This is a genomic window from Escherichia sp. MOD1-EC6300 (genome assembly GCF_002965045.1).
Lineage (GTDB): Bacteria > Pseudomonadota > Gammaproteobacteria > Enterobacterales > Enterobacteriaceae > Escherichia > Escherichia coli_F.
Window position 1 is genome coordinate 41,281 of record NZ_PTRH01000018.1, and the last position, 19,856, is coordinate 61,136.

Annotated in this window: 18 protein-coding genes and 1 pseudogene; 5 read left to right on the forward strand and 14 right to left on the reverse strand. The window is 45.3% G+C overall.

Going from position 1 to position 19,856, the window contains the following annotated elements; translation table 11 throughout:
- Window positions 1–25: 25 nt before the first annotated feature.
- The 3 genes from ecpB to ecpR all read right to left on the reverse strand — a co-directional run bounded on the left by ecpB (window position 26) and on the right by ecpR (window position 1,956).
- The gene (gene ecpB / locus BGE37_RS21000; protein WP_105277149.1) at window positions 26–694 is read right to left on the reverse strand and encodes a fimbrial chaperone EcpB; all 669 of its coding nucleotides are present in this window, start codon (window positions 692–694) and stop codon (window positions 26–28) included.
- 57 nt (window positions 695–751) lie between these two features.
- Window positions 752–1,339, reverse strand: a complete 588-nt coding sequence (gene ecpA, locus BGE37_RS21005) for a common pilus major fimbrillin subunit EcpA (RefSeq protein ID WP_105288404.1) — start codon at window positions 1,337–1,339, stop codon at window positions 752–754.
- A gap of 74 nt (window positions 1,340–1,413) precedes the next feature.
- Complete coding sequence (ecpR, locus tag BGE37_RS21010; RefSeq protein ID WP_024166199.1) at window positions 1,414–1,956, reverse strand: ECP biosynthesis operon DNA-binding transcriptional regulator EcpR; 543 nt, start codon at window positions 1,954–1,956, stop codon at window positions 1,414–1,416.
- Between the two features lie 825 nt (window positions 1,957–2,781).
- On the opposite strand from ecpR, the gene ykgL reads away from it, so the two are divergent.
- Entirely contained in the window at window positions 2,782–3,009 is a 228-nt protein-coding gene (ykgL, locus tag BGE37_RS21020) for a protein YkgL (protein WP_105277152.1), read from the forward strand.
- 34 nt (window positions 3,010–3,043) lie between these two features.
- On the opposite strand, the gene ykgO is transcribed toward ykgL, so the two are convergent.
- From ykgO to BGE37_RS21050, 5 genes are all read right to left on the reverse strand, one after another.
- A complete protein-coding gene (gene ykgO / locus BGE37_RS21025; protein WP_000866436.1) occupies window positions 3,044–3,184 on the reverse strand; it encodes a type B 50S ribosomal protein L36 in 141 nt (46 codons plus the stop codon).
- On the reverse strand, window positions 3,184–3,447 hold the full coding sequence (locus BGE37_RS21030; RefSeq protein WP_000803998.1) for a type B 50S ribosomal protein L31: 264 nt from the start codon (window positions 3,445–3,447) through the stop codon (window positions 3,184–3,186). The genes ykgO and BGE37_RS21030 overlap by 1 nt, the downstream gene beginning before the upstream one ends.
- A 364-nt stretch (window positions 3,448–3,811) precedes the next feature.
- On the reverse strand, window positions 3,812–3,913 hold the full coding sequence (gene ykgR / locus BGE37_RS26040) for a small membrane protein YkgR (RefSeq protein ID WP_000662258.1): 102 nt from the start codon (window positions 3,911–3,913) through the stop codon (window positions 3,812–3,814).
- Window positions 3,914–4,385: 472 nt separating this feature from the next.
- Window positions 4,386–5,528: an NADH-dependent flavin oxidoreductase gene (locus BGE37_RS21045; RefSeq protein WP_105288405.1), complete on the reverse strand. Its 1,143-nt coding sequence runs from the start codon at window positions 5,526–5,528 to the stop codon at window positions 4,386–4,388.
- 172 nt (window positions 5,529–5,700) lie between these two features.
- Window positions 5,701–6,621, reverse strand: a complete 921-nt coding sequence (locus BGE37_RS21050) for an alpha/beta hydrolase (protein ID WP_000860032.1) — start codon at window positions 6,619–6,621, stop codon at window positions 5,701–5,703.
- Between the two features lie 156 nt (window positions 6,622–6,777).
- Between BGE37_RS21050 and BGE37_RS21055 the strand changes: the two genes are divergently transcribed.
- Window positions 6,778–7,704 carry a LysR family transcriptional regulator gene (locus BGE37_RS21055; RefSeq protein WP_001307603.1) on the forward strand — a complete coding sequence of 309 codons (927 nt, stop codon included), beginning with the start codon at window positions 6,778–6,780 and terminating at the stop codon, window positions 7,702–7,704.
- Between the two features lie 288 nt (window positions 7,705–7,992).
- Here the strand turns inward: BGE37_RS21055 and BGE37_RS21060 are convergent, their stop codons facing one another.
- Complete coding sequence (locus tag BGE37_RS21060) at window positions 7,993–8,349, reverse strand: hypothetical protein (RefSeq protein ID WP_001038968.1); 357 nt, start codon at window positions 8,347–8,349, stop codon at window positions 7,993–7,995.
- A gap of 207 nt (window positions 8,350–8,556) precedes the next feature.
- Window positions 8,557–9,117, reverse strand: a pseudogene (locus tag BGE37_RS21065) (aldo/keto reductase); the annotation flags it as partial.
- Between the two features lie 565 nt (window positions 9,118–9,682).
- On the opposite strand from BGE37_RS21065, the gene fdeC reads away from it, so the two are divergent.
- Window positions 9,683–13,936: an inverse autotransporter adhesin FdeC gene (fdeC, locus tag BGE37_RS21070; RefSeq protein WP_105288406.1), complete on the forward strand. Its 4,254-nt coding sequence runs from the start codon at window positions 9,683–9,685 to the stop codon at window positions 13,934–13,936.
- 120 nt (window positions 13,937–14,056) lie between these two features.
- Here fdeC and BGE37_RS21075 read toward each other — a convergent pair whose 3' ends face one another.
- Entirely contained in the window at window positions 14,057–14,914 is an 858-nt protein-coding gene (locus BGE37_RS21075) for a helix-turn-helix domain-containing protein (protein WP_032183341.1), read from the reverse strand.
- A gap of 248 nt (window positions 14,915–15,162) precedes the next feature.
- Here BGE37_RS21075 and BGE37_RS21080 point away from each other — a divergent pair, with 248 nt between their 5' ends.
- Window positions 15,163–16,032, forward strand: coding sequence for an aldo/keto reductase (locus BGE37_RS21080; protein WP_123057345.1), 870 nt, complete (start codon window positions 15,163–15,165; stop codon window positions 16,030–16,032).
- Window positions 16,033–16,191: 159 nt separating this feature from the next.
- Here the strand turns inward: BGE37_RS21080 and rclC are convergent, their stop codons facing one another.
- From rclC to rclA, 3 genes are all read right to left on the reverse strand, one after another.
- Entirely contained in the window at window positions 16,192–16,785 is a 594-nt protein-coding gene (rclC, locus tag BGE37_RS21085; protein WP_001355150.1) for a reactive chlorine species resistance protein RclC, read from the reverse strand.
- Between the two features lie 11 nt (window positions 16,786–16,796).
- Complete coding sequence (rclB, locus tag BGE37_RS21090) at window positions 16,797–17,033, reverse strand: reactive chlorine resistance periplasmic protein RclB (RefSeq protein ID WP_000474001.1); 237 nt, start codon at window positions 17,031–17,033, stop codon at window positions 16,797–16,799.
- 108 nt (window positions 17,034–17,141) lie between these two features.
- Window positions 17,142–18,467 carry a reactive chlorine resistance oxidoreductase RclA gene (gene rclA / locus BGE37_RS21095; RefSeq protein WP_105288408.1) on the reverse strand — a complete coding sequence of 442 codons (1,326 nt, stop codon included), beginning with the start codon at window positions 18,465–18,467 and terminating at the stop codon, window positions 17,142–17,144.
- A gap of 225 nt (window positions 18,468–18,692) precedes the next feature.
- Between rclA and rclR the strand changes: the two genes are divergently transcribed.
- Entirely contained in the window at window positions 18,693–19,547 is an 855-nt protein-coding gene (rclR, locus tag BGE37_RS21100) for a reactive chlorine-specific transcriptional regulator RclR (RefSeq protein WP_032183347.1), read from the forward strand.
- The last annotated feature ends 309 nt before the right edge of the window (window positions 19,548–19,856 follow it).

Here is a 19,856-nt window from a genome sequence, read left to right on the forward strand (position 1 = left end):
TGTCGTTATCCATCTGCACAGCTATCTATTTCACGGGAATGAACTTATCACCCTGCCAAAGTGCAACCCGTCCTTTGTTATCCGCCGTGTCCACGCGGGTAAAACGACGCGACTTGCCCGGCATCAGGTAGTAGTTCTCTTTACACTCCTTACCATTGGCGGCTTTCAGGCAGGGGCCGTAGGCGAGGATCCGCAGCGTCGCATTTCCTGTATTTGTCAGGGAGCCGTTGGCGTACTGAAAGCGGTAGTTCGCCTGGCGGGGGGCGACGACCAGAATGGTGCCGATGCGGGCGGAAGCAGTGGCCACAGCGCTGCGGTTGGCATTATCGCGCTGCGCATCACTGAGGGCCTGATCAAACCAGACAATGCGGTAGTAGCGCTCTTTTTTATCTACTGGTCCCTTATAGAAGAAGCGGATCACTTCGCTGGCTTGGGCGGGTAGCAGCAAGCTGGCGGGAGTGAGTAGCAACTCATCCGGCTTGTCCATTGCGATAACCTGCCCGTCGTCAAGCGGTGAAGAGAGCCGTTCGAGACGGATATTGATGAGGCGACCACTGTCGGTACTGTTTTTGATTGTTTTGCTCAGCGTGCTGCTGTCACTGTTCATAAACGATGATATATCGCCGACATCCAGCGCATGGGCCGGAGATATTCCGGCAAACAGCAGAGCGAGAGGCAGAAGGTGCTTTTTCATAACAATTCCGTCCAGGAATAAAGCAGGGGGGCTACCCCTGCTGGTACATCAGAGAGATTAACTGGTCCAGGTCGCGTCGAACTGTACGCTAACGTCGCCGCTCCAGATGCCTTCCGGTAGAGTGCTGTAATCGGTTACTGCGGTGGTACCATTGGTGGTACCGCTGATGATGGAGAAGGTGAAACCATCCTGTGCGGTGGTACGATTGCTGGCATTGTAACCGGTAGCCAGCGGGCTAAGGTTGCCGCCCAGTACGCCGTTGGCGGTATCGATCATCACGGTATCGCCAGTTTTTTCGACTGCCGCGCCGTTATAATCCACGCCCACATTCAGTGTGGAACCTGAGGTATCCAACTGGGTTAAGGTGTTGGTGATAAGACGTGAGGTCAGTTTAAAGGCGGTAGCCGTTGAGTCACCCTCAATAGCCACGTCAAATAGACCTTTCTGTGAGTTAAAGCCTTTAATGCCTTCGGCATACTGGAACGCCAGGCTACCGAGTGGCGTCACCACCAGTTTACTGGTGGTGTCTTTTTTGGCTGTTGCCGACCATGTCGCTACAGCCTGAGCTGTTACGTCAGCAGCCTGCGCCACACCCATGCCGGTAAACACCGTTACCAGAGCTATTGCCAGAACCTTTTTTTTCATTGCTTTTCTTCCCGAGTTAAATTGAGGACATGATGTCCCTGTGAGTCATTTTTTAAAACTAACTTGCCTGGAGTTTACGGAACCAACTTATATATTTTTGAGTACAGCTTGGCCTCAGCATTACGCCGATGGGTATACACTGTCTTCACACTACAATTTTCAATTCTGGCAATCGATTTAGGCAGCATTCCCTGGGCCGTCATGCGGATAATTTCCATTTCCCGGTCCGTGATTTTATCTTTCTTAATATCTTTTTTGAGAAACCTGCCATTAATCACATAGGCCAATTCGTTTCTAATATCACGACTCAGCCCAGCGTATACCACGCCCCTAATATTGCTGTTGTAATACCAATAATTTGCTAAGGCTTCTGACTTTCTGGCCGCAATCAATACGACTTGTTTCCCCTTTACCGCGGATAACCATTCGTTATCACGGTTTATAAACTCAGTTAAAGAATCCGTATTGAGATTGATAAACACGAAATCTTTTCTAATTTTCTCCAGCGATAGATAAATTAATCTGTCGATATCCACAATCAGTTCAGAGAGTCCTTTATAGAAGTAGGCGTCATGGGGAGACCAGATGTATTTATCAGAACGGTTTTGATATTCCATATGGTTTTTAACCTCATAGTCCCTGCTGTAATCATTTTGCCATGTCACTACTTTCCAAACCTGTAATTTTTACAAGTACATTCAGTGTTGTTAGTAAATCGGAAGTAAATAAGATACGTAGCACATATCAATATAGGTTAAACGAGATTAAGTTTTAATTATTTTCGATTGGGCTTAAATTTATGTTTTTTTCCTGATGAGTGTCAATATGTGAACAGAAAAGGAATTCCATGGTTAAGTCAATATTTACTAAAAATGAAAATATTGCTTTTTTGATAAGAAGAAAAAGACATTCAGTTTCATAAGGTTATTGGCAATATAACGTTCAATTCTTACTTGCATTTTATATTAGCCAGGAACTTTGCCCTGAGGTGTTAGGAATAGTCTTAATGCGTTTTGTGCTCGACTAGTAAAAAAACAAGTTTTAATGATAATAAATAGAACATAAAACTATTATTGACCATCATTAAAGAAGATTTGACAATAAATAAGGTGTTTTAATGGATTAACATGCCGCACAAAATGGTTATGGGTGTTTACTCCAATAAGTGGTGAAAAATTGAATAGGTGTGACTACGTCATCTGTTCGGTAAGCCCCCCCAAGAGCCAAATTAAGTGAAGTTAAACGAAGGCTGCCAGCTGTCACAGGAACGATGGCCTCTTTGACAGGGCACTGCGTGCAGTCATCTGTGCGCGTTACTCTAACTGGCACTCGAACGTCGGCGATGGGGTTACCGGTGGATCAGGCTGTTCCTGTGGCGTAAACGTTTTTATGTTAGTACCAACAGATTTACCACATTTATCATCTTAACAGTTTGAGTGTAAATGCAGGCTGCTCCGCAAAGGGAGGGGGCGGAGTGGCTTGTTCAGTCTAAAAGAGAGTTGATACCAGCATACAGGGGCGAAGTTGGTCAACAAATCAACATTAATATAATGGAATATTCGGAGAGAAACGTCAGGCAGTTGGCTTTAAATGAACTTAAAGAATATATTTCCAGGAAAATTAATGTTGGTGTAATCAATACACCAACATTAATCCGGTCTGATTATTAATCAGACAAATATCGTTAATCCGGCGAATTATGAATCAACGCTTTTTCTTACGCCCCTGAACGGCCTTAAAACGTGGATTAGATTTACAAATCACATACAGCCGTCCTTTTCGCTTCACAATCTGACAGTCTGGATGGCGTTCTTTTGCGGTACGCAGAGAGTTAAGGACTTTCATCACGCCCCCTTTTTCGTGCTAACAAAACGACCAAAACGTTGGGTGAACCGTGCAACATTTCCTTCTGATGCCACTGTTCTCAGCTTCCCTGTATAGAACGGGTGCGATTTCGAAGAGACATCAATTGTTACGTACGGATACGTTACGCCATCCAGCTCAATCTCACGGTCTGTTTTGATAGTCGAGCCGATTTTAAAGTACTCATCAACGCTGGTGTCGTGGAACACCACAGTACGATACTCAGGATGGATATTGGGTTTCATCATTTTTACCTGTTATGTTATAACATAACCGTAAAGATACATGCTCATCCGGATCATTTCAACACCCAATCCCTGTGACCATTTGTGGTATGTGGAATTTCGGCAACGGGGAAGTCTGGCATTGTTAGCAGCCATTGGCGACGCTCCCATAAACGCCTGGATGAGTGATTGATGATGGTTTCGCTGAGAGTATGAATTTTTCGAGAATGGAGGCTATCTCCACTTTACTGGCCGATGATTTATCGCAGTTTGATTGATTACCTGATAGCGTGTATTCCTCTCCCACGGATATAATAATCACTTAAAAAAAAGGGAGAGGATGCATATTTTAAATATCACTGAAGTGAACAGTTTATTGCCGTTATTAATAGAAATGGAGAAATAAATAGGCGTATTCTACAATTGCGACAAAAACAACGATATTAATCAGTTTATGACTGATTTGCTGTACTTTATTCTCTTTCATTGGTACTTCCTCGCTTTAAAAAAGAGTGCACTTCGTAAGTGCCCTTATATAAATAACGAGTTTGGTCAACCAATTTTTTGACATGTATCACAAATTTGAATAGATGTATTACATCGGCTATCTTTTATTGCCCCAACGTCATTGATATATGTCGCCTGAAGTCAGTCCGGGAATGAGTCTGATCTCAAAACTGGCCCAGCCCTGGCGTTGATTGGCGCTGAGGAGCATACCTCATCTCATCATAATGTCGTATCTCCTGGGGTGTTATACAAGATATCGTTGTTGGTTACCTGGGAAAGGAATTGAGTTCTATTAAACCGTCAAGTATGCCGGATACATACTGGATTACACAGCAGGCACGCCTTATGAGAGAACGTGCCGCAGTGACGGGTTAATTATCTGAAAGAATTTGCGAGGCTGTATCGGTTACTCATTGGTTTGATAGTTTTACTCTCGGGAGAGTAATAGATATTTAATCCATTAACGGAAACCAGCCAGTTCCTTTCGATGCCTGAATTTGATCCCATAGTTTATCCGGAATGGTTAATTCAGGAACGCGTTGTGGATTAAGGGCTGTTTGAATTTCATGACTTCTACCTGATTCAGCTAAAGTCACCCATTCTGGATTTATCACCAGCCCTTTACCGATCGCAACAAGTGGCAGGCCAGCGGAAATTGCTTCTTGAGCCTGAGAAGGTGTGCGTATTTTACCTGCGGCGATTACCGGCACTCTGCCTGCAATATGATTTAAAATCAATTCAATAGTTCGGGGGCCATTTGGCGACTCAACAGGGTAGCTATCGTTAATACTGACCAGCGAGGTATGTATATACGAAATACCGGATGAAATGAGCCGATCAAGGAGTTTATAAGTATCCTCTATCCGCAGCCCCCCTGTTACAGATTCTTCAGGAGATATTCTGTAACCGATGGCAAAGGGCTTTTTCGCATATTCATAGACTACATTTTTTACTTCCTGTAATACGGCCAGCGGGAAGCGCATACGTCCTTCAAGATCTCCTCCCCATCGGTCATTACGCTGGTTAAATAGAGGGGAGAAGAAATTCTGCAGAAGGAATCCGTGCGCACCATGAAGTTCAACGCCATCAAAACCTGCTTTAATCGCCCTTTTTGTGACATCTCCGAATGCTCTAATGGTTTCCTGAATTTCGTTTTCAGTCATTTCCCTGCTTTGTACCACTCTCTTCATAAAGTCACCAGATTTTACGCTTGATGCGCTGGCACTAATAACATCGTAATTTGGCACAAGCTCCGGGATGGCTTTATTACCGGCGTGGAAAATCTGCAAAATAGCCGGAGCACCGCCACTTTTGGCTGCAGCAGCTAACTTTTCAAGGCTGTTAATGAAACGGTCGTCATATGCGGCAAATTCATGAGTAAACCCAATGCCGCTTGGCGTGACATAGGTGCATCCTGTTATTACTAAACCAACATTTTGTGAGCGACGTTTATAAAATTCGAGTTCTTGCTCAGAGATGGTTCCATCAGGATTAGCTGACCAGGTCGTCATAGGGGCCATAACGATACGATTACGTAGCTTTATTTTTTCTGTCAGCATAAAAGGAGAAAACAATGATGGGTGTTTATTTATCATAACAATACCTCAAATGTTTATCTGATTTTAATGCGTATAATCTTAATAAGTTGAGTTGCTACTTTTTGATGCTTTTTTCCTTTAATAGAATTCTTTTTGAGTAATTTTATTATTGTCGTGTAGTCAATAAAGGATAAATCTCAGGGAGATAATGAATCTCCCTGCAAGGTTATTACAAATGTGTTTTGTAAAAAGGAATTAATTTATCGAGCGCCTGTTTCACAGGTTCTGGCTTATCATACAGGTCGTAATGTGAATAACCTTCAACCACGACCAACTCTTTATGTTTTGAGGCTGCACGACCAATAATTTCGCAGCCGTCACGATAGGCACCAAAAGCGCCCACTCTATCGCCCACTACAACCATTAGTGGTTGAGTTAACAGGACTTCTGCAAGATGAAAAGCATCCCAGCCCACGGCAACAGTCTGATGTGAAAATAGCGAACGATTTACCCCATTAGGCGCACAGCCTCGTGGCGAACGATAATATTCTGTTGCTTCAAAAAGGTCTATTTCTGTTAATCCCGCTTCAAGAGCTGCTTCCGGAGAAGAAGGGAGCAAATCATCTACGCGAAGTTTTGCGCCGTTAGCTTCGTCTGTTCTTTGTTGCGCCATTGCTTCGAGTGCTCCGATAGGATTAAACGCTGTAAATCCCTCACGCATAAGACGCCCGTAGTTAGCACCCGTGACAGTACCAATGGCTTTAATCCGACGTTCTGTCATTGCGGCATTAATGGCATATCCACCTCCACCACAAATACCCAGTACACCAATACGCCCGGCATCAACGTAAGGTAAGGTGGTAAGGTAATCAACGACAATGCTGAAGTCTTTTACTCGCATTGTTGGATCTTCCAGATAACGCGGTTCTCCACCGCTGCTTCCCTGAAAACTGGCATCAAAAGCAATGACGATAAAGCCAGCTTTTGCCAGGGCGGCACCATACACACTACCCGATGTCTGTTCTTTGCAGCTTCCAATTGGATGGGCACTGATAATGGCAGGATACTTTTTTTCACTATTAAAATCGTCAGGGAAATAGATATCAGCAGCTATATCCCAGTAAGTGTGTTTTATCGAAACCGTTTTCATTTCAAGCTCCAGGGATTTGCCTAAACAGATTTAAATATCATTTCTATTATCCGCAACTGGCATTTGTGTTCATATCGAGAACGGCGTAATAGTATGACTTGTATTGGTTATCATCAATGGTCTAATATCTATCACAGTGTTAAGTTAAGGTTTACAATGATGAAAATAGAGCCTTCAATTTTGCCTTCTCTTGCCTGGTTTGCGCTGATTGTTCGTGCCGGCAGTTTTTCCAGAGCCGCTTCTGAAATGGGTATTACGCGGGCCGCATTGTCCCAGAATTTAAAATCTCTTGAGGAACGTCTTAACACCAAGCTGATATACCGTACGACCCGCAATATGTCGCTTACTGAGGAAGGACAGCGTCTGTATGAAGTGCTGGTGTCGGCTTTGGGGCAAATTGATGATGCTTTGAAAGATGTTGGTGATACCCAACTTGAACCTACAGGCCTGTTGAGAATAAATTCCTCCCGTGTTGCAGCACGGATGCTTGTTGAGCCTCATATTGGCGAGTTTCTTACTCGTTACCCCAAAACAAAGATAGAACTCATTATGGATGACGGTTTATCTAACATTATTGCGGACGGCTGTGATGTGGGCATACGTCTTGAGCAAGGACTGGATGAGCATATGACTGCCGTTCCTGTTTCTCCGCTTATTAAACTGGTTACTGTGGCATCGCCAGATTATTTAAAAGAACACGGTATTCCTGAAACGCCTCAGGAACTGAGTAACCATAATTGCCTTCGGTTGCGGCATAAAAGTAGCGGTGCACTCTCTGCATGGGAGTTTTCTAATGTTGTGGGGGGTAATGAAGAGTTCGAAATAGAGGTTTCAGGTAAGTATATTTCTAATGATGACGAAAGCATGATACGAATGGCGCTGAATGGAACGGGTATCATTCAACATCTGGATTTTGCAATCGCTGAACATATCAATGCGGGCAAGTTACAGCCGATTCTTGAGGATTGGGCTGTTTCATTTCCTGGATTTTATATTTATGTTTCATCACGGGTGAGAATGCCCTCTAAAGTTCGTGCTTTTATTGATTTTATGGTGGAGAAAAGAGTAAAACTCGAAAATTGATGATATGTGTAATTGATGGTTGCTCTGGGCGAATATCGGTAAGAGGAATAACGTAATCATTAGGACGCGTTTACATAATAAACTTTCTGATAATTAATGCTTATTTTCTATACGGCCATAATATCAATTATCATTATCACCAGTAATGTGGCTAAAATAATAGTATCTATGACCGCTACGGTTAACGGTGGTTATTTTGGGAGGCGTTAACACGTAGCGGCTTGTAGTTGTAAGTCTTGAACAGGTACAAAGCCTGAAAATCAGGAGGATATCGCTATCAAACTTCCTTTATTTCTTCTCGCAGTTTCGCATCTTATAGAAGAATCCTGTATTTCCATCTTCCACGATGAAGCGATCGTTAAAAGTTGGACGACGAATAAATGTCACTCCACCTATTGTTGCTTTTTGTTTTATACCATCATCAACATTTTCCAGATCTGGAGAGTACAATTGATCTCCATTTGGCATTTGAACGATGAAATTGTTTCCATTATCGAGAACTGTTGCGGATTTTGACAGAATTTGAGTAGCGGTATCCAGGCTGGAAATCCTAATGTCACAAACATATTTGCCTGGCCCCAGATCTTCTTCTGCAAATACAGGTAAGGAAAATAATGCAAATGCGAGGATGAGATTCTTATTCATGCAAACTCCAGGAAGATCAATAAAAGCAATATGTTACATAAAGAGCACGTAAATGAAAAGAGCGATTGATTAATGAGTAATGCTATTAATCCCCGCATGGCCTACTTTTCATTGGCTGCGGTGTTGAACCTCATTGAATATGGGCAAGACTCTGACTGAGTGACCGACGTAAATAGGTAGATGCATAATCGCTTACCGCCCTGTAACCGCAAACGGTGCCCAGGCTTCTGGCTGAATGCCACGACTTTGCATCCAGGGAACGGCCTGTAGCTGCTGATTGAAAGGGTTAACTTCAACCTGGTTTACCGCCGGAACGACGTTATTAAAGGCGATAAGGTCAGCCAGTCGGTCAGGATGGAAGTTACTTACGCCAATAGCGCGAATTTTACCGGCCTGTTGCAGCTCTTCCATGGCACGCCAGGCTCCGTGGACATCGCCATATGGCTGGTGAATCAAGTACAGGTCAACGTAATCAAGTTGCAGTCGATTCAGAGAGCGTTCGAACTGGGCTTTGGCCCCTTCGTAACTGGTATCCTGCAACCAGAGTTTCGTGGTGACAAAGAGTTCGTTACGGGCGATACCGCTTTGTTTCAGTGCGTTCCCGACCTGGATTTCATTTTGATAAGAGGCGGCGGTGTCAATCAGTCGATAACCGCTGTTAATAGCGTCAATGACCGCTCTTTCGCATTCGGCGGCATCGGTCATCTGAAATACACCAAAGCCCAACAGGGGCATTTCAATACCGTTGTTCAGTTTTACTTTTTGCATGGTGTTATCCTTTCGTTATCGTTCATGAGAAGCATAACGTAAAGGGAGTCACGCGATTAGACGGCAGGATTTGTCAGGGGTTATGAACGAAATTCATAAATCTGTTTGAGTGTTGCGATGAGTCGTGCAAGTTCGATATCCCTGCAATTCACAGTCTGATGAAGGAAAATGAATATCCATAAAAAATATATCGGTTTATCCTGGCGTATATACCTACTTCGACGTATTTCCGATAGTTGCTAATTAAAGGTAGGTCATTATTATTCACTCTGAATAATGAATTATTCACTGTCCGCAGAGTAAGAAATATAACTTAGGTATCTATTTAATGGTTTGCACAAAAAGCTAAATTCTCACCCATAAATAAAAATATAATCCCGCGCCCAACCACCTGATGAGTGGCTACAGGCACTGGATATATTAGGTGGCGGTGTACTTTCTTACATAAAGGTATTTCCTTTTCTGCGGAAAAGGAAACCGGGAAATCCCCGGTTTTTCTGACAAGCAGACACCATTATTTGTGTCTGCCTATGTTCGTTAATTCGTTCATCAGGAAATTATCTCAATGTCACGTTATAAAACAGGTCATAAACAACCACGATTTCGTTATTCAGTTCTGGCCCGCTGCGTGGCGTGGGCAAATATCTCTGTTCAGGTTCTTTTCCCACTCGCAGTCACTTTTACCCCAGTAATGGCGGCACATGCGCAGCATGCGGTTCAGCCACGATTGAGCATGGAAAATACTACGGTAACTGCTGATAATAACGTGGAGAAAAATGTCGCGTCGCTTGCCGCGAATGCCGGGACATTTTTAAGCAGTCAGCCAGATAGCGATGCGACACGTAATTTTATTACCGGAATGGCCACCGCTAAAGCTAACCAGGAAATACAGGAGTGGCTCGGGAAATATGGTACAGCGCGCGTCAAACTGAATGTCGATAAAGATTTCTCGCTGAAGGATTCTTCGCTGGAAATGCTTTATCCGATTTATGACACGCCGACAAATATGTTGTTCACTCAGGGGGCAATACATCGTACCGACGATCGTACTCAGTCAAATATTGGTTTTGGCTGGCGTCATTTTTCAGGAAATGACTGGATGGCGGGGGTGAATACTTTTATCGATCATGATTTATCCCGTAGTCATACCCGCATTGGTGTTGGTGCGGAATACTGGCGTGATTATTTGAAACTGAGCGCCAATGGTTATATCCGGGCTTCTGGCTGGAAAAAATCGCCGGATGTTGAGGATTATCAGGAACGCCCGGCGAATGGCTGGGATATTCGTGCTGAGGGCTATTTACCTGCCTGGCCGCAGCTTGGCGCAAGCCTGATGTATGAGCAGTATTATGGCGATGAAGTCGGGCTGTTTGGTAAAGATAAACGCCAGAAAGACCCGCATGCTATTTCTGCCGAGGTAACCTATACACCAGTGCCTCTTCTGACACTGAGCGCCGGGCATAAGCAGGGCAAGAGTGGTGAGAATGACACTCGCTTTGGCCTGGAAGTTAACTACCGAATTGGCGAACCTCTGCAAAAACAACTCGATACAGACAGCATTCGCGAGCGTCGAATGCTGGCAGGCAGCCGCTATGACCTGGTTGAGCGTAATAACAACATCGTTCTTGAGTACCGCAAATCTGAAGTGATCCGTATTGCTCTGCCTGAGCGTATTGAAGGCAAGGGCGGTCAGACGGTTTCCCTGGGGCTTGTGGTCAGCAAAGCAACTCACGGACTGAAAAATGTGCAGTGGGAAGCGCCGTCATTACTGGCTGAAGGTGGCAAAATTACCGGTCAGGGTAGTCAGTGGCAAGTAACGCTCCCGGCTTACCGTCCAGGCAAAGACAATTATTATGCGATTTCAGCAGTTGCCTACGATAACAAAGGCAATGCCTCGAAACGTGTGCAGACAGAAGTGGTTATTAGCGGAGCTGGTATGAGCGCCGATCGTACGGCGTTAACGCTTGACGGTCAGAGCCGTATTCAAATGCTTGCTAACGGTAATGAGCAAAAGCCGCTGGTGCTGTCTCTGCGCGACGCAGAGGGCCAGCCAGTCAAGGGCATGAAAGATCAGATCAAGACTGAACTATCCTTCAAACCGGCTGGAAATATTGTGACTCGTACCCTGAAGGCCACTAAATCACAGGCAAAACCCACACTGGGTGAGTTCACCGAAACTGAAGCAGGGGTGTACCAGTCTGTCTTTACGACCGGAACGCAGTCAGGTGAGGCAACGATTACTGTTAGCGTTGATGGCATGAGCAAAACCGTCACTGCAGAACTGCGGGCCACGATGATGGATGTGGCAAACTCCACCCTGAGCGCTAACGAGCCGTCAGGTGACGTGGTTGCTGATGGTCAGCAAGCCTACACGCTGACACTGACAGCGGTGGACTCCGAGGGTAATCCGGTGACGGGAGAAGCCAGCCGCCTGCGACTTGTTCCGCAAGACACTAATGGTGTAACCGTTGGTGCCATTTCGGAAATAAAACCAGGGGTTTACAGCGCCACGGTTTCTTCGACCCGTGCCGGAAACGTTGTTGTGCGTGCCTTCAGCGAGCAGTATCAGCTGGGCACATTACAACAAACGCTGAAGTTCGTTGCCGGGCCGCTTGATGCAGCACACTCGTCCATCACCCTGAATCCTGATAAACCGGTGGTCGGCGGTACGCTTACGGCAATCTGGACGGCAAAAGATGCCAATGACAACCCTGTAACAGGCCTCAATCCGGATGCACCGTCATTATCGGGCGCAGCAGCTGCTGGTTCTACGGCATCTGGCTGGACAAATAATGGTGATGGGACGTGGACTGCGCAGATTACTCTCGGCTCTACGGCGGGTGAATTAGAAGTTATGCCGAAGCTAAATGGACAGGATGCGGCAGCAAACGCGGCAAAAGTAACCGTGGTGGCTGATGCGTTATCTTCAGGCCAGTCGACAGTGTCTGTAGCCGCAGATCGCGTAAAAGCAGGCGAAAGCACAACCGTGACGCTGGTGGCGAAAGATGCGCATGGCAACGCTATCAGTGGTCTTTCGTTGTCGGCAAGTTTGACGGGGACCGCCTCTGAAGGGGCGACTATTTCCAGTTGGACCGAAAAAGGTGACGGTTCCTATGTTGCTACGTTGACCACAGGCGGAAAGACGGGCGAACTTCGTGTCATGCCGCTCTTCAACGGCCAGCCAGCAGCCACCGAAGCCGCGCAGTTGACGGTCATCGCCGGGGAGATGTCATCAGCGAACTCTACGCTTGTTGCGGACAATAAGACTCCAACGGTTAAAACGACGACGGAACTTACCTTCACCGTGAAGGATGCGTATGGCAACCCTGTTAGTAACCTGAAACTCGATGCACCCGTGTTTAGCGGTGCCGCCAGCACGGGGAGTGAGCGTCCTTCAGCAGGTAACTGGACAGAGAAAGGTAATGGGGTCTACGTGGCGACCTTAACGCTGGGATCGGCTGCAGGTCAGTTGTCTGTCATGCCACGCGTGAACGGCCAAAATGCCGTTGCTCAGCCATTGGTGCTGAATGTTGCAGGCGACGCTTCCCGGGCAGTGATCAGTGATATGGCGGTGAAGGTGAATAACCAACTGGCAAATGGACAGTCTGCTAACCAGGTAACCCTGACCGTCGTGGACAGCTATGGTAACCCGTTGCAGGGGCAAGAAGTTACGCTGACTTTACCGCAGGGTGTGACTAGCAAGACGGGGAATACAGTAACAACCAATGCGGCAGGTAAAGCGGATATTGAGTTGATATCAACCGTTGCAGGGGAACTTGAAATCGCGGCCGCGGTGAAAAACTCTCAGAAGACGGTCACGGTGAAATTCAACGCGGATGCCAGCACCGGTCAGGCAAACCTGCAGGTAGACACCGCCGTTCAAAAAGTGGCAAACGGCAAAGATGCCTTTACGCTGACGGCGACCGTTGAGGATAAAAACGGTAACCCTGTTCCAGGAACTCTGGTGACATTTAATCTGCCCCGGGGTGTCAAGCCGCTTACTGGCGATAATGTCTGGGTGAAAGCCAACGATGAGGGGAAAGCAGAGTTGCAGGTGGTTTCAGTGACTGCCGGAACGTATGAGATCACGGCATCGGCAGGGAATAGCCAGCCTTCGAATACGCAGACTATAACGTTTGTAGCCGATAAGGCTACCGCAACCGTCTCCAGTATTGAGGTGATTGGCAACTATGCACTGGCGGACGGCAAAGCCAAACAAACGTATAAAGTTACGGTGACTGATGCCAATAAGAATTTGGTGAAAGATAGCGAAGTGACGCTGACCGCCAGCCCGGCTTCGTTAAACCTGGAACCGAATGGCACTGCGACAACGAATGAGCAAGGGCAGGCTATTTTCACCGCCACCACGACTGTTGCGGCGACATATACACTCACGGCGCAAGTGAGTCAGAACAACGGTCAGGTATCAACGAAAACCGCCGAAGCTAAATTCGTCGCGGATGATAAAAACGCGCAGCTCACCGCATCATCTAATGTGCCTTCGCTGGTGGCGGATGGGAAATCGACTGCGAAGCTGGAGGTGACCCTGATGTCGGCAAATAACCCCGTTGGCGGGAATATGTGGGTCGACATTCAGACGCCGGAAGGGGTGACGGAGAAGGATTATCAGTTCCTGCCGTCGAAAAATGACCATTTCGTGAGCGGAAAAATCACGCGTACATTTAGTACCAGCAAGCCTGGTGTCTATACGTTCACATTTAACGCCCTGACCTATGGCGGGTACGAAATGAAGCCAGTGACGGTGACCATTACCGCGGTGGATGCCAATACGGCAACGGGCGAGGAGGCGATGAAATAATATTAAGAGTATGAAAGTAACATTCTAATAAACAATAATGGCGTTGACATCTTCAACGCCATTATTTATTGAATTGCCTGACAGTAGTCTTGTTATAAATTCATTTAGACATAGCGATAACTAAACCGGACGAACAGGGATAAATATTTCGCAAACAACATCATTGCTATCCTTTTCTACGAAATCTTCATTGTAATAAAATCGCTCAATATCACTGCCGTTCACTCTGGCTAACCCCCTGGCAGGTAATTCCATCAGATAGAGGTTTCGCGCCCATTCAGGGTAGTGCTCCCACTCACCTTCATAGCGGAAAGAGGCATACAGTCCTCGGTTAATTGTCCACTCTTTCGACATCTCTGAATCGGTTTGTTTGCATACCGTACCGGCAAAAGTTTCAACTGTGAGCAAATCGACCGATTTTGTTGACGGTTCGAACGTGGAGACGAAATAGATATCCGTCTTAAAATTCTTCATACATCTGGCTAAATGATGACGTCGCAGTTTGACTTCTTCATCCGGTGATTTATTCGACACTTCAATATCATATTTAAATGAATTGCCAAAAATAGGCGTCTCAGGAAAGTTGACTAATCTACACTCCGTCTTTTGCTGTTGACGTATTAAAAAAGAAGGGAAGATATTTGCGAGATCCCAATAATCACGGTGGCGGTATTCACGGGGAGAGCAGCCGAATAACTTTTTAAATTCGCGGCTGAATGACTGCTGTGAATCAAAATGCAAAGAGAGTGCAATATCAAGCATAGATTTCGCGGTGAGCCGGACAAGAATGGCGGCGCGACAAAGCCTTCGTTTGCGAATGTATTCTCCCAAAGGCACATGCATGAAATTTCGGAACAGAAGCTGGATGTTGCGTCTGCTGTAGCCAGATTTCTGTGCGATATCTTCGATTGAAATAGGGTGCTCAAGATTGCACTCAATCCACTCCAGGAGCTGCTGTAGAATCTTCTGCCTGATCATCACATTCTCCGTTAATTCTTTGTCATATCGCACATTTTCGTTATGCCCTGGGCCCTAAGTGTATCAAAAACAGCAAGGGCGAAGGCAAAAGCACTGGTAGCGTCTGCTTCGTTGTCCCCGAAAATAGAGAGGTTTCAGTCCTACATTATTAATGAATTTTTTGCATAAGTGATATCAAAATCCACATACTAATTTGAGGTTACGTTTTAACGTAGACTCATTGTTCATACCTAATGGAGGGACTGACAGTGGAATTTTCCGTATTAAGTAACAATCTGAAAATGCCGATGATGGGATTTGGTGTTTTTCAGGTTACCGATAAAGACGTGTGCAAACAGTCAGTGTTGAATGCTATCCGCACGGGTTATCGACTCATCGACACTGCAGCGGTATACGGTAATGAAGATGCCGTCGGTGAAGCCGTTCGTGAAGCCATATCTGAAGGTTTATGTACCCGAGAAGAGTTATTTATAACGTCTAAATTGTGGGTGCAGGATATGTTGAATCAGGATATTGCAGCAGCAGGTATTGAAGCATCATTAAAAAAATCGGGACTGGAATACTTCGATCTCTATTTATTACACCAGGCCATGCGCGATTATTTTAGTGCGTGGCGTGCACTCGAAGATGCCTATGAAGAGGGAAAATTAAAAGCGATTGGGGTTTCCAATTTCTACCCTCATGTTCTGGCGAACTTTTGTGAGACGGTAAGAGTTAAACCGATGGTCAACCAGGTCGAGTTGCATCCCTATTTTGCCCAACCAGAGGCGCTGGCAACCATGAAGTATTATAACGTGCAGCCTGAAGCATGGGCTCCGTTAGGCGGTGGAAGACATAAAACCTTTGAAAATAGTCTGCTTCAGAATATTGCAGATGCCCATCAAAAATCGATTTCTCAGGTCATTCTGCGTTGGAATATTCAACGGGGAGTGGTCGTTATTCCGAAATCGACACATCAACAGCGTATCGAAGAAAATTTTGCTATCTGGGATTTCTCACTGACAGAGAAAGAAATGGCGCAAATTAGTTCGCTTGATTTGGGTTATGTTGGGGAATCGGTAAAACATTTTAATCCTGAGTTTGTTCGTGGTTGTCTTGCTGTAAAAATACATGATTGATATTAATCACTTATTTTACCTGAGACGACAAGAATCTTTTAACAGGGGAGTGATATTGATCTTCACTCTGTCATATCTCCGGTAATATGGCGTCAGGCTTCATCATCAGAAAGGGAGCCTGACGCCTGAAAAAGTGAACAACAGACAGTGTTCGGATTATCAATATTCAGTTTTTAACGTTGAACTGGATTCATTACTGCGTTGTTTAAGAATATCCCGCGCCGAATCTGCCATTATCATGACAGCACCTGCCAGCATCAGAGTATCTTTCAATACCAGGCGACCAGCACCAGATAAATAAGGGAAACCATGATGAGCGTCACCCAATGCGGGTACCCATGCCTCCGGGGTGGTGATTAAAAATGAGAGTGTTACCAACGGTGTGGTAAATGCCATCAGCCCTCCCAATAAACCTAACCAGCGATTGACAGGATTAGCCAAAACCAGCAGAGCAATAATCACCTCCACGACGCCAAGACCGTTGGAAAAACCATAGGTATTATTGGCCGATTGCCATGCCCTTGCTTCTGGTTTGTATTCGCCTTCGTGAGTCAGATACTGTTTATAGTCTTCCGGGTGTTCATAAAAGAACGACATTAGTGGACTGTTTGCGACGAATGGTGTAATGCTGTCTGCCTCGTAAGGGACAAACTTTAATAACCCAATCCACATAAAAACAATCGCAATACTCAGACGAATCAATGTCAGGCCAATTTTATCTCCCCGACTTAACAGGTGCAGGTATTTTTCCATTGTGAACATCCTTATTTATACAATACTGCTGTTGCGGTTGAATTATTATCAATTCGCATCGATGTGACTTTCCAGGATGAAGCATTATATTTTCTGGCTATATCAGCAATGGCATCCTCCAGAACTGTCGGTGATGCTGATACTGACGAGACGCTGATATGTTTCAGAATTATTTTATCATCTGCATTGGTGGAAAATGCCATAACGCCAGATAATAGTGTTGCAAATAAAACAGGTTTTTTAAACATATAAAATACCATCAATGAAGTGATTAAGAAGTTATATAATAACAAGGAATTAATAAGATTCTTTTCTCTGAGACGCCAGAATATTTGTCCTGGCGTCTGATTTTGAGTTTATTTGACTAATGAAAATAGATCATTGAGTGATTCGCTCATCGACGGATGAGTAAATATCTGATCGCGTAATATGCTATAAGGCAGCCCGGCATCCATCACCATTTTCACTATATTAATCATCTCGTGGGAGTCAACACACAGCAGTGATGCCCCTAATATACGTTGGGTTTTATTATCAACAATCGCTTTTAATACCCCACGGGTATCGTTCATCACTCTGGCGCGCGGAATTGCAGCTACAGGCAATGTCACCACCTGAATATCAGCACCACTCTCTCTGGCTTGTTCTTCTGTCATACCAACCCTGGACAGGGGCGGTGTCATAAATACGGAATAAGGCACATTTTTCCGATCATCAGTACTACGTTTGCCTTCACCCAGTAACTCATCACGTACAATGCGGTAATCATCCAGTGAAATGTAAGTAAATTGCAGCCCGCCGGTAACATCTCCCATCGCCCAAATATTGTCTGCGGTGGTATGTAATTGCTTGTCAACGACAATTGCCCCGCGCTCGTTTACTGCGATACCTGCATTTTCTGGATGTAACGAAGCGGTAGCCGGTTGACGACCGGAAGCTATTAACAGTGCATCCACCGCCAGTTGGGCGTGCTCGCTATGCACTTGCACTTGATTTTCATGGTGACTGATTCGCTCCACATGGGCATTGAGGATTATATCGACGCCCTGATCGCGTAAAATCGTCGCGATATTATCAGCAATATCCCGATCTTCCCGAGGCAAAAACAGCGAAGATGCCTCTAAAATGGTTACTTTGCTGCCAAAATTAGCGAACATAGAGGCGAACTCAACGCCAATATATCCGCCGCCCAAAATACCTAAATGCCCAGGCAATTCTTTTAGATTAAGTAATCCGGTGCTGTCATATACACCAGGCGTGGTGGTAATTCCAGGAATTGGCGGAACCACGGCTTGTGCACCGGTATTAATAAAAATTTTCTCGCCATGAATCTCCAGATTTCCCCCAGGCCGATGAACACGCAGGCTATGATTATTGATAAACTCCGCCTGGCCGTCGATCACGTCGATATTGGGCATATCCGCAAGATTATGAAAATTCTTATTACGTAAAAAATTAACCACTTCATTTTTACGCTGTATGGCACGGACAAAATCTGTGTGCTGCTGTGCGTCATGAACCAATGTTTTGGTTGGGATACAGCCGATATTAATACAGGTCCCGCCATACATTGCATTTGATTGTTCGATGAGAGCCACACGCCAACCTGCTTTTGCCAGCGTGACGGCTAATGTTTTTCCAGCCTTGCCAAAACCAATAATAACTGCCTGATATTTATTCATGATGATTTCCTGTCGAAACGCGTTCATTTGACATCATGACTATAGACGCAAAAGAGCAAATAACATTTCTTCACAACGCTTGATATTTTGTCTTATCGTCTGGTATTTTCTTTTTATTAATCAGAATCACAAAACAAAAATCATGATTAACCATTTGATGGTATTAGATTAATTATTGTCTAAGATTGTTGGTGTTTGTAATCAAAAACCACTCAGGAGTCTGATATGGATGCCCTTAGCCGTTTGTTGATGCTTAACGCTCCACAAGGAACGATCGATAAGAATTGCGTGTTAGGAAGTGACTGGCAGCTTCCACATGGTGCCGGGGAATTATCGGTTATTCGTTGGCATGCGTTAACGCAAGGAGCGGCGAAGCTGGAAATGCCGACGGGGGAGATTTTTACATTACGCCCGGGAAATGTGGTCCTGCTACCACAAAATTCAGCTCATCGCCTGAGTCATGTCGATAATGAATCGACCTGTATTGTCTGTGGCACTCTTCGGCTACAACATTCGGCGCGTTATTTTTTAACGTCTTTGCCGGAAACGCTGTTTTTAGCACCGGTTAACCACAGCGTGGAATATAACTGGCTGAGGGAGGCGATCCCGTTTTTACAACAGGAGTCCAGATCGGCAATGCCGGGAGTGGATGCACTGTGTAGCCAGATCTGCGCTACATTCTTTACCCTCGCGGTGCGTGAGTGGATTGCACAGGTTAATACTGAGAAAAACATTCTCAGTTTGCTTCTGCATCCACGTCTTGGTGCGGTAATACAGCAAATGCTGGAAATGCCAGGACACGCCTGGACCGTCGAATCGCTGGCCAGCATCGCCCACATGTCCCGGGCAAGTTTTGCCCAGCTTTTCCGTGATGTTTCCGGAACCACGCCGCTGGCTGTATTAACAAAGTTGCGTCTACAAATAGCGGCCCAGATGTTTTCCCGGGAAACGTTCCCTGTTGTGGTGATCGCTGAGTCAGTAGGCTATGCCAGTGAATCATCTTTTCACAAGGCGTTTGTCCGCGAGTTTGGTTGTACCCCGGGAGAATATCGGGAAAGAGTCAGACAGCTTGCACCCTGAATAAAACCGCCAGGAATCGGAGCAAAGATAATCAGCATTCCGGGTGTTGTGAGCCTTTCAACTATTTCTATTTCCAACTGTGTTTTATATGTTTTTTTGAAGAATGCAGGCCCAGTATGTAAATAAAAACGCAAACTAAATTGCTTTAATTAAATAAAATGCCGACTATTACTTGATACCTGATTATTGCCGGTGATTTTGTTAGTACACCATCATTGTATATCTCAACAACCCCTGAATAAGTAGCTCTGAATAGGTATAAGGGATGTGGCCTTTTTAAATGAATTTCTTATGCCAAAAATGATCGTC